This window comes from Mycobacterium sp. 1165178.9, from assembly GCF_001673555.1.
Lineage (GTDB): Bacteria > Actinomycetota > Actinomycetes > Mycobacteriales > Mycobacteriaceae > Mycobacterium.
Window position 1 is genome coordinate 1 of the sequence record NZ_LZMB01000257.1, and the last position, 4,343, is coordinate 4,343.

A 4,343-nucleotide genomic window follows, 5' to 3' on the forward strand; every position below is an offset into this window, starting at 1 on the left:
GGCTCCCCACCGTAGTTCTCCAAACTTGCGGTGCTGTTGGGCAATGGAATGGAGGGTGCGGCGGTCAGCTGCTCGGTGTCGGAGGCGCCGGCCTGCAGCGCGGCCGCCGTGGTGATGACCTTGAAGGTGGACCCCGGCGGGTATGTCTCGGAGATCGCGCGGTTGGTCAGCGGGTTGTTGGGGTCGTCACGCAGCTTCTGCCACGCCTGCGCCTGGACTTCGGGATCGTGCGACGACAGCAGGTTGGCGTCGTAGGACGGCGATGACACCATCGCCAAAATCTTGCCGGTCGCCGGTTCGAGGGCGACGACGGCACCCTTGCATGGCGGCCCGCCGCAGTCCTGCTGCATCGCATCCCAGGCGGCCCGCTGGACCCGCGGCTTGATCGTGGTGTCGACATTTGCGCCGCGCGGGTCGCGACCGGTGAAGAAGTCGGCCAGCCGGCGGCCGAACAGCCGCTCGTCGGACCCGTTCAACAGCGGATCCTCGGCGCGTTCCAGACCGGTGCTGGAGTAGCGCAACGAATAGAAGCCGGTCACGGGGGCGTACTCCGCCGGGTTGGGATACACGCGCAGGAAGCGGTAGCGGTTGTCGGTGGCGGCCGAATACGCCAACAGCTGGCCGCCCGCCACAATCTGGCCGCGCTGGCGTGAATACTCGTCGAGCAGAACCCGCTGATTGCGCGGATCGGCACGCAGTGAGTCCGCAGCGAAGACCTGCGTCATCGTGGCGTTGATCAGCAGCAACACGATCAACGCCATCACGGTCACCGAGATCCGGCGCAGCGAGGCGTTCATACTTTCTCGATCACCTCGGTGCTGGCCGCCGCGATCGACGACTTGCGGGCGCGGGTGCGCAGGGGACGACGGGCGCTGTGCGAAATGCGCGCCAGTATGGCCAGCAGCACATAGTTCGCCAGCAAGGACGAGCCGCCGTAGGACATCCACGGAGTCGTGAGCCCCGTCAGCGGAATGAGCTGGGTTACCCCGCCGACGACGATGAACAGCTGAAGGGCCAGCGTGGACGCCAGGCCCGCGGCCAGCAGCTTGCCGAAGCTGTCGCGGGTGGCGATTGCCGTGCGCATACCGCGGACGATGACGATGGTGTAGAGCATCAGGATGCTGGCCAGGCCCACCAGCCCCAGCTCTTCGCCGAACGCGGCGATGATGAAATCGGTCGAGGCGGCCGGCACCGTATCGGGCTGACCGTTACCGAGGCCGGTCCCGAAGATCCCGCCGGTGGCAAAACTGAAAAGCGACTGAACAATCTGGTAGCCGCTGCCGTCGGGGTCGGAGAACGGGTCCCACCACATCTGCACCCGAACCCGGACGTGCGCGAAAATGTAATACGCGACAACACTTCCCGCGGCGAACAGCACCAGCCCGATCCCCACCCAACTGAAGCGTTGCGTAGCGAGGTAGACAACTACCAGAAACGACGTGTACAGCAACAGCGAAGTGCCAAGGTCTTTTTCGAATGCCATCACGCCGACCGAGATCACCCACGCCGCCAGCAGGGGCGCAAGGTCTCGGGGCCGGGGCAGCGTCAAACCCATGAAATGCTTGCCCACGCTGGTGAATAAGCCGCGCTTGGCTATCAGCACCGCGGAGAAGAAGATCAGCAGCAGAATCTTGGAGAACTCGGCTGGTTGAATTGAGAAGCCGGGCAAGCGAATCCAGATCTTTGCGCCGTTCTGTTCGGACAGCGATGCCGGCAACAGGGCGGGAATCACCAGAAAGATCAGACCGACCAGTCCGCATATGTAGCCGTAGCGCGCAAGCTGCCGATGGTCTTTCAAGAACGTGACCACCAGGGAAAAGGTCACGACGCCGATCAGGGTCCACAGCATCTGCTGGGTCGCGCTGGGGTGGTGCCGGCCGCTGAGCTGATTGGTGACCAGATCCAACCGGTGAATCATCACCAGGCCAAGGCCATTGAGTAGTGCCACGATCGGCAGCAGTAGCGGATCGGTGTAGGGCGCGAACCGCCTGATGGCCATGTGCGCCGACCCGAAGACGACGAGGAAGACCAATCCGTAGCTGATCGCGGTCCAGTGCAGATCGCGCGATTGGTTGGCTTCGACTATCAGCAGCGCGGCGACGGTGATCAGTGCGGCGAAGCCCAGGAGCAACAACTCGGCATTGCGCCGGGTAGGCAACGGGGGTGTGACCGCGACCGGCGGCTGAAGTTGTGTCGTCATGCCACCGTCCGGCAATCGATGCCTGGTTGAGGTGGCGGCCCCGGAAGCGCGGTCACTGTCTGCGACGTGGTCGTCGGACCTGCCGGCGGCGAATTTGCGGGGCCGTTGGCGCTCGTGCTCGGTGAGGGACTGGCGCTTGGAGAGCTGGTGTTCGGTGGTGCTGGTGGTGCTGTGGTGCCGGATTCTGGTGGTTCGCCGCGGGTGCCTGGTGAGCCGGGCGGAGAAGTGGCTCGCGGGGGCGGACAGATTGGCAACAGATATTCGGCCAACAGTTGCCTCAGCTGCGACTCGGCCTGGTCCAGGCTGCCGCCTGGCAGTCCGGTTTCAACCTGGACTTGTCCCGGGCGGCGCAGGTCTTGCAGCGTCATCAGCTGGCAGTTGGCATGGCCGTCGGATTGCCCATAGCTGACTAGGGAGAGCTCGTTGCGGGTGTTGAGGCAGCCCACCAGATAGGGCCGCTGCAACTGGATGCCCAGCAGGGTGCCCTGGATTCCCCGAACGATGGAGACGCGGCCGTTGTACTCGGCGACGTAATAGTTGCGCTGGATGACCCACCATCCGACGCCGAGGCCCGCCAACACCAAGAGCACCGCCAGGCCACCGGCAAAGAACATCTTCCGCCGCGGCCAGCGCGGCCGATGCGGTGTTTCCGGTTGCGGGGCAACGCGTTTGGCGGACTCATCGCGGGGGCGAATCGCCGAAGCGCGACCGGCGGAGGTGTTGGGCAGGGTCATTTGATCCTCGTCGCCCGACACCGCGCCGGCGAGGATCGGCTGGGTCTGCCCGTAGTCATAGTCGACCACGTCGGCGACCACGACCGTCACGTTGTCCGGGCCACCGCCACGCAGGGCCAACTCGATGAGGCGGTAGGCGGCCTCGGCGACGTCGGGTATCTGCAGGGCCTCCAGGATGGTCTCGTCGCTCACCGGATCCGATAACCCGTCCGAGCACAGCAGGTAGCGGTCACCGGCACGCGCCTCGCGCATGGTCAACGTCGGCTCGACCTCGTGACCCGTCAGCGCCCGCATGATCAACGACCGCTGCGGGTGGCTGTGCGCCTCTTCCCGGGTGATCCGGCCTTCGTCGACCAAGGTCTGGACGAACGTGTCGTCCTTGGTTATTTGGGTCAGCTCCCCGTCGCGCAACAAGTAGCCGCGCGAATCGCCGATGTGCACCATCCCGATGCGGTCGCCCGCGAACAGGATCGCGGTGAGGGTGGTGCCCATCCCCTCGAGCTCGGGCTCGGCCTCCACCTGGGCGGCGATGGCCGCATTGCCGGAGCGCACCGCGTTGTCGAGCTTGGCCAGCAGATCGCCGCCGGGCTCGTCGTCATCCAAGTGGGCGAGCGCCGCGATCACCAATTGGGATGCCACCTCGCCCGCGGCGTGACCCCCCATGCCGTCGGCCAGCGCGAGCAGTCGCGCGCCGGCGTAGACGGAGTCTTCGTTGTTGGCGCGTACCAGGCCGCGATCACTACGCGCGGCATATCGCAGGACCAAGGTCACGGGCGGCACTCTCCCCCGCACGCGGGCGGTGCCCCCAGGATCCCGACGCCGGCAGCACCGTCGTAGGCCCGGATCACGGGCGCAACTCAATCGCCGTTTTGCCGATTCGAATCGGCGTTCCGATTGGAACTCGTACCGCAGTCGTCACCTTCGCCCTGTCAAGGTAAGTGCCGTTGGTCGATCCTAGATCCTCGACGTACCACTCCGAGCCGCGCTGAGACAGCCGAGCGTGCCGCGTCGAGGCGTAGTCGTCGGTGAGCACCAGCGTCGAGTCGTCAGCCCTTCCGATCAACACCGGCTGTCCGCTGAGGGTGATGCGTCCGCCCGCCAGCGCGCCTTCCGTGACTACCAGATAGCGGGCCGCATGCCGGCGCTGGCGTGACGGCAGCAGCGTGCTGCGCAGCGCCAAACCCCGGCGCACCATGACAGCACCGGTGGGCGCATAGATGTCGGTCCGAAGGATTCGCAGCACGGACCAGATGAAAACCCACAGCAGCATCAAAAAGCCGGCGCGCGTCAGCTGCAGTACCAGTCCCTGCATCTGGCGTCCTTTCCGTCCTAGCGTCGCATCCCTGGCGCCCGTGACTCCGAGCACATCGGCTACGTCACGATACTTGGACGGCGGATGACACGGGGCG

3 protein-coding genes and 1 pseudogene are annotated in these 4,343 nt (G+C 65.6%); all 4 read right to left on the reverse strand.

Features of this window, described 5'->3' with window-relative positions; all coding sequences use genetic code 11:
- Positions 1–797 (reverse strand): annotated as a pseudogene (pbpA, locus tag A5652_RS11575) (D,D-transpeptidase PbpA); the annotation flags it as partial.
- Complete coding sequence (locus A5652_RS11580) at positions 794–2,200, reverse strand: FtsW/RodA/SpoVE family cell cycle protein (protein WP_067350799.1); 1,407 nt, start codon at positions 2,198–2,200, stop codon at positions 794–796. The pseudogene pbpA and the gene A5652_RS11580, both read right to left, overlap by 4 nt.
- Positions 2,197–3,705, reverse strand: a complete 1,509-nt coding sequence (locus A5652_RS11585; RefSeq protein WP_067350802.1) for a protein phosphatase 2C domain-containing protein — start codon at positions 3,703–3,705, stop codon at positions 2,197–2,199. Before A5652_RS11585 ends, A5652_RS11580 begins: the two co-directional genes overlap by 4 nt.
- A 73-nt stretch (positions 3,706–3,778) precedes the next feature.
- Positions 3,779–4,246, reverse strand: a complete 468-nt coding sequence (locus A5652_RS11590; RefSeq protein WP_007771646.1) for an FHA domain-containing protein — start codon at positions 4,244–4,246, stop codon at positions 3,779–3,781.
- Positions 4,247–4,343 lie beyond the last annotated feature (97 nt).